This is a genomic window from Actinoplanes sp. NPDC048791 (genome assembly GCF_040650095.1).
In the GTDB taxonomy this organism is placed as follows: Bacteria; Actinomycetota; Actinomycetes; order Mycobacteriales; family Micromonosporaceae; genus Actinoplanes.
On sequence record NZ_JBEZGQ010000521.1, the window covers coordinates 1 to 5,956 of the forward strand.

Consider the following 5,956-nt stretch of genomic DNA (forward strand, 5'->3'; position numbering starts at 1 on the left):
GCGCCGGCGACGACCGTCCGCCCGCCCCGCCGCCGTGGCGGGTCGAGGGTGCGCCGCCGGGCAGCAACGGTGCCAAGACCCCGCGTCCTGCCTGGCAGCGCTTCGGCTGGATGCTGCTGGTGCTGCTCGCACTCAACTGGATCATCTCCTCGACCCTGCTCGCGCCCGAGCCGCGCACCGCGGTGTCCTACACGTTCTTCCTGACCCAGGTCGACGCCAAGAACGTCGCGGACATCACCTCGACGGCCGACACCATCGAGGGCACGTTCACCGCCAAGACGTCGTACACGCCGGTCGGTGGCAAGGCCGTGCAGGTCGACCGGTTCACCACGCAGCGGCCGTCGTTCGCCGAGGACAACCTGTTCGCCAAGTTGCAGGCGAACGGCGTACCGGTGAATGCCAACCCGCCGGACGCGCCGCGGCCGATCTGGCAGCAGGTGCTGCTCGGTTTCGGGCCGACCCTGCTGCTGGTCGGGCTGCTCATCTGGTTCCTGCGCCGGGCCGCCGCCGGGGCCGGCGGCGGCATCGGCGGGTTCGGCAAGTCGCGGGCCAAGCTCTATCAACCCGAGGGCGGCCCGCGTACGACGTTCGCCGACGTGGCCGGCATCGAGGAGGTGGAGCAGGAGGTCACCGAGATCGTCGACTTCCTGCGCGAGCCGGAGAAGTACCGCAAGCTCGGCGCGCAGATCCCGCACGGCGTACTGCTGTCCGGCCCGCCCGGCACGGGCAAGACGCTGCTGGCCCGGGCGGTGGCCGGCGAAGCCAAGGTGCCGTTCTTCTCGATCTCCGCCTCCGAGTTCATCGAGATGATCGTCGGGGTCGGCGCCAGCCGGGTGCGGGACCTGTTCGAGCAGGCCAAGAAGGTCTCCCCGGCCATCATCTTCATCGACGAGCTGGACGCGATCGGCCGGGCCCGCGGCGGCGCGCAGTCGCTCGGCGGCAACGACGAACGCGAGCAGACCCTCAACCAGATCCTCACCGAGATGGACGGCTTCACCGGCAGCGAGGGCGTCGTCGTGCTGGCGGCCACCAACCGGCCGGAGATCCTCGACCAGGCGCTGCTGCGCCCGGGCAGGTTCGACCGCCGGGTCACGGTCAGCCCGCCCGACCTCAGCGGCCGGCGCAAGATCCTCGAGGTGCACACCCGCGGCGTGCCGATCGCGCCCGAGGTGGAGCTGGGCGCGATCGCCTCCGCGACGCCGGGCATGGTCGGCGCCGACCTGAAGAACCTGGTCAACGAGGCGGCGCTGCTGGCCGCCCGGCGCAAGCACGAGCAGGTGGCCGTCGCCGACTTCAGTGACGCGCTGGAGAAGATCGTGCTGGGCACGGTCCGCGGCATCATGCTGACCCCGGAGGAGAAGGAACGCACGGCGTTCCACGAGTCCGGCCACGCGCTGCTCGGCATGCTCACGCCCGGCGCCGACCCGGTCCGCAAGATCTCGATCATCCCGCGCGGGCAGGCCCTGGGCGTGACGTTCCAGAGCCCTTCGGCCGACCGGTACGGCTACTCGGCGAAGTATCTGCGGGGCCGGATCATCGGCGCGCTCGGCGGGCGGGCGGCCGAGGAGGTCGTCTACGGCGACATGACCACCGGCGCTGAGAGCGACCTCGACCAGGTCAGCAGCATCGCCCGGCAGATGGTGGGCCGCTGGGGCATGTCCGAGGCGATCGGCCCGGTGACCGTGCTGCCGCCGCCGGGCAGCGAGTCGCCGCTGGGCCTGGACGGTGTCGCGCCGGCCACCAAGGAGCTGGTCGACGCCGAGGTCCGCAAGATCGTGGACGAGTGCTACGACGAGGCGCTGAGCCTGCTGCGGGGGCACCGCGAGCAGCTGAGCGCGCTGGCGCACCGGCTGCTGGAGGCGGAGACGCTGGACGAGGAAGACGCCTACGCGGCGGCCGGGATCGACCGCGAGCAGGCCCCGGGCGCGGTGGCCCGCGGCGAGATCCCGGGCACGCCGCCGGCGCCCGGCCTGCCGCCCGAGGACGCACCGGCAACAACCCCGGACGGCCAACCGGTAGCCGCAACCCGCGACTGATCAAGCCAGGAAGAACGATCACGGCCCGCGGCCCGCGAGGCCAAAGAACGACCGCCGCGGCCCGCGGTCCACCAGGCCAAGAGCGACCGCCGCGGCCCGCGATCAGGCGATCAGGCAGCCGCGACGTCGCGGTCGGTCAGGGGCGTTGCCAGCCGGCCATCGCGGTGAGCAGTTCGAGCAGCGTGATCGGCTCGGTGGCCGGGTCCAGCGACCGGTAGGCGGCATACAGGTTGGCGACCGTGCGCTCGGTTTCGCCCCAGGTGGCGTAACGGCCGAGGTCCACGACGGCGGCGGCCTCCTGCCAGGTGCGGCCGGCGGCGATGCTGCTGACGGCGTACCCGTGCAGGAAGGTCAGGTAGTCGCGGACCTGGCGGATGCCGTCCGGGCCGGTGACCGGGCCGTGGCCCGGCACGACCGTGACCGGGTCCAGGGCCAGCATCCGGTCGCAGGCCGCGATCCAGTTCTCGACCGGCCCCGACCAGATCATCGGGGTGCCGCCGATGAAGAGCAGGTCCCCGGCGAAGAGCGTCCGCGCATCCGGCACCCAGACGACCACGTCGCCGCGGGTGTGCGCGGGCCCGAGCGGCAGCACCTCGACAGCCCGGCCACCGACCTCCAGCGTGGTGGGCGCGGTGACCGTCTCTTCGGCGCCGCGGACCGGGATGTCCGCGAAGGTGTACGCGCCGAAGTTGCGCCGCAGGTAGGGGCCGAGCACCGGGCCCAGTTCCGCGGTCATGAGCTGGGCCAGCAACGCCGGCGGCACCTCGTGCAGATCGTCGTCGAAGTGCGGGCCGGCGTGGATGACCGTGCCGGCCGGCAGCAGCGCGTTGCCGTAGCAGTGGTCGCCGTTGGCGTGGGTGTTGACCGCGTGCCGCAGCGGGCTGCGGTCGGTGACCGACGCCATCGCGGTGAGCATCTCGCGGGTCATCGGCAGGTCGAAGAGGGTGTCGACGAGCAGCGTGCTGCCGGCGCCCTCGATCAGGCCCGCGTTGCTCAGGCCCCAGCCGCCGTCGGGGGCGAGCCAGGCGTGCACGCCCTCGGCGATCTCGTGCAGGCCTTTGCGGTACGCGATGCGGTGAGCGGACATGGTCCCTCCGGCGTGAGTAGGGGTCAGGCGCGCAGGTAGGCGAGGACGGCCAGGACGCGGCGGTGGTCCTGCTCGTCCTGGGGCAGATCGAGTTTCTGCAGGATGGCCCGGATGTGCTTGGCCACGGCCGCCTCGGTGACGACCAGCCGCGCCGCGATCGCCGCGTTGGAGCGGCCCTCCGCGATCAGCGCGAGCACCTCCCGCTCCCGGGGTGTCAGCGCGCCCAGCGGGTCCCGGCGGCGGCGCAGCAGCTGCCGTACGACTTCCGGGTCGACGACCGTGCCGCCGTCCGCGACCCGGTGCAGCGCCTCGACGAACTCCTCGACCCGGCCGATCCGGTCCTTGAGGAGGTAGCCCACGCCGGTGCCGTCGCCGGAGTCGAGCAGGTGGGTGGCGTACGTCGTCTCCACGTACTGGCTCAGGACCAGGATAGGCAGGGCCGGGTGGCGGCGGCGCAGCTCGACCGCGGCGCGCAGTCCCTCGTCGGTGAAGCCGGGCGGCATCCGCACGTCGGTCACCACGATGTCGGGGCGGCCGGTCTCGACGGCCTCGGAAAGCGCGGCGGCGTCGTCGATCGCGGCCACGACCTCGTGACCGAAGCGGGCCAGCAAACCGGCCAGTCCCTCGCGGAGCAGGACGCTGTCCTCCGCGAGGACTACGCGCAGGGTGGCAGTGGCCGGCACGGGAGCTCCACGGTCAGGACGGTCGGGCCGCCGGGCGGGCTGGACAGGGTCAGTCTCCCATCGACCACCGACACCCGGTCGCCCAGCCGCAGCAGCCCGGTGCCGCCGTCCGGGTCGGCGCCGCCGCGGCCGTCGTCGCGTACCCGGACGGTCAGCGTGCCGTCCGCGTACCCGCCGGTGATCTCCGCCTGCGCCGCGCCGCTGTGCCGGGTCAGGTTGGCCACCGCCTCGCAGACGACGAACCAGGCGGTCGACTCGATCGGGGCCGGGAAGCGGTCCGGCAGGTCCAGGCCGACGGCGACCGGGAGCACCGAGCGGTCGGCGAGCTCGGCCACCGCGGCGGGCAGGCCGAAATCGGTCAGCAGCGGCGGGTGGATGCCGCGGATCAGCTCGCGCAGCTCGGTCAGGGCCCGCTCGGCCTCGTCCTGGGCCCGGGTCAGCTGGGTGGTGAGCGGACCGGCGGGCGCGTCGAGGCGGGCCAGCCCGAGCATCATGGTCAGCGCGACCAGCCGCTGCTGGGCGCCGTCGTGCAGGTCCCGTTCGATGCGCGCGCGTTCGGCCTCGAAGGCGTCGACCAGCCGGACCCGCGAGCGGGTCAGCTCGGTGATCCGCGCATCCGGGCCGGTGAGCAGGGTCCGGGCCAGCGCGGCGCGGGCCCCGGCATAAACCGTCATCCCGTACGCGGCCAGCGCGAACACCGGCCCGGCGAGGGCGGCGACGGCCACCGCGAGCGGCCACGAGGTGACCGGCCAGGCCTTGAGCACGTTGACCTGGTCGCCGTCCACGCCCAGCAGGACCGGGGTGGCGAGCAGCGCCAGCGGCACCGCGACGGTGAGCACCACCGCGAGCACGTCGAAGGGCCAGAGCAGCGCGAGCAGCAACGCGTGGCCGAGCTCGCGCCAGGTGACCGGTTCGGTGTAGCGGGTGTGCAGCCAGGACCGCAGACCCGGCCGGGGCGGTGTGCGGTGCGCGTCCGGCAGTGGCCGGTCGTCGAGGAGCCGCCGGACCCGGCGTTCGGCCCGCGCGACCGGCAGGCCGGCCAGGGTGAAAGCAGCGGGGCCCAGCACGACCAGCGCACCGGCGGTCAGCAACAGCAGCCCAGAGAGCAGCACCAGAGCGCCGGTCAGGGCACCGCCGAGCAGATAGGCCGCGGCTCGCCACGGCCACGTGGACAGCAGGAAGCGCCGCCTGCCCAGTGCCTGCCACACGTTCACGCGGCACACCGTAGACCGTAGTGCCAGCGCTACCGGGAAGACTCCTCTCCGGGAGACTGTGCGGCGGCGCCGGCCTCGGCAGGGTGAAGCGATGATCGTGACACTGGCGAGCCTGCGTACGCGCTGGGTGACGCTGATCGGCAGTTTCGTCGCCCTGACGCTCGGCGTGGCCCTGCTGGCCACCATGGGCCTTGCGCTGGCGTCCACCTTGGACGCTCCCGCGCAACGGCCGGAACGGCTGGCCGGCGCCCCGGTCGTGGTCCGCGGACCGGACGAGTTGCGGGTCGGCGACAAGCACCGGCCGCTCGCGAACTACCGGGGCGTCCCGGCCGGGGTCGCCGCGCGGTTGGCGGCGGCCGTACCGACTGTCGCGGACCGGTCGTTCGCCGTGCGCGACGGCTTCACCGGCCATCCGTGGTCAGTGGCCCGGTTCGGCGGCTACCGGCTCACGGCAGGTCGGGCACCCGCCGCGCCGGGCGAGGTCGTGGTGAGCGGCGATCCGGCCGTGCTCGGCTCGGTGATGCAGGACCGCCGGGTCGTGGGGACGGTCGAGCCGGCCGGGTACGAGCGGGCCGTGTCTTCACCGACGCGGAGGCCGCGCGCTTGTCCCCGTGGATCGACAACCTCGTCGTGGACGCCGATCCCGGCTCGGTCCGGGCGCTGATCGGGGCCGCGCCGGGAATCCGGGTGCTGACCGGCGACGAGCGGCGGCGGGCCGATCCCGACCCCGATCGCGACGCCGAGGCGCTGATGACGGTGAACGCGCTGCTCGGCACGGCCGGCGGGATCACCACGTTCGTGTCTGTGTTCGTTGTGGCGTCCACGTTCGCCTTCGCGGTCGCCCAGCGCCGCCGGGAGCTCGGTCTGCTGCGGACCGCCGGGGCGACGCCGGGCCAGGTGCGCCGGATGGTGCTCGCGGAGGCGGCGGTGGTCGGG

6 protein-coding genes are annotated in these 5,956 nt (G+C 73.7%); 3 read left to right on the forward strand and 3 right to left on the reverse strand.

Going from position 1 to position 5,956, the window contains the following annotated elements:
• Positions 1–2,036, forward strand: a 2,036-nt coding sequence (gene ftsH / locus AB0C29_RS29830; protein WP_360826962.1) for an ATP-dependent zinc metalloprotease FtsH, incomplete at its 5' end; no start/stop codon positions are given.
• Positions 2,037–2,172: 136 nt separating this feature from the next.
• On the opposite strand, the gene AB0C29_RS29835 is transcribed toward ftsH, so the two are convergent.
• Genes AB0C29_RS29835 through AB0C29_RS29845 form a run of 3 tightly spaced genes read right to left on the reverse strand, consistent with a single transcriptional unit; the run spans position 2,173 to position 5,020 of the window.
• Positions 2,173–3,123, reverse strand: coding sequence for an MBL fold metallo-hydrolase (locus tag AB0C29_RS29835; protein WP_360826965.1), 951 nt, complete (start codon positions 3,121–3,123; stop codon positions 2,173–2,175).
• 23 nt (positions 3,124–3,146) lie between these two features.
• Positions 3,147–3,806: a response regulator transcription factor gene (locus tag AB0C29_RS29840; protein ID WP_360826968.1), complete on the reverse strand. Its 660-nt coding sequence runs from the start codon at positions 3,804–3,806 to the stop codon at positions 3,147–3,149.
• The gene (locus tag AB0C29_RS29845) at positions 3,779–5,020 is read right to left on the reverse strand and encodes a sensor domain-containing protein (protein WP_360826971.1); all 1,242 of its coding nucleotides are present in this window, start codon (positions 5,018–5,020) and stop codon (positions 3,779–3,781) included. The genes AB0C29_RS29840 and AB0C29_RS29845 overlap by 28 nt, the downstream gene beginning before the upstream one ends.
• A gap of 91 nt (positions 5,021–5,111) precedes the next feature.
• Between AB0C29_RS29845 and AB0C29_RS29850 the strand changes: the two genes are divergently transcribed.
• Together AB0C29_RS29850 and AB0C29_RS29855 are read left to right on the forward strand one after the other, a co-directional pair.
• Positions 5,112–5,684 carry a hypothetical protein gene (locus AB0C29_RS29850; protein ID WP_360826974.1) on the forward strand — a complete coding sequence of 191 codons (573 nt, stop codon included), beginning with the start codon at positions 5,112–5,114 and terminating at the stop codon, positions 5,682–5,684.
• The coding region (locus AB0C29_RS29855; protein ID WP_360826978.1) for an ABC transporter permease at positions 5,651–5,956 on the forward strand (306 nt) is incomplete at its 3' end. The genes AB0C29_RS29850 and AB0C29_RS29855, both read left to right, overlap by 34 nt.

Coding starts and splice junctions, on each gene's coding strand:
- AB0C29_RS29835 (WP_360826965.1), bottom strand. CDS start 3,123: ATGTCCGCTCACCGCATCGCGTACCGCAAAGGCCTGCACGAGATCGCC.
- AB0C29_RS29850 (WP_360826974.1), top strand. CDS start 5,112: ATGATCGTGACACTGGCGAGCCTGCGTACGCGCTGGGTGACGCTGATC.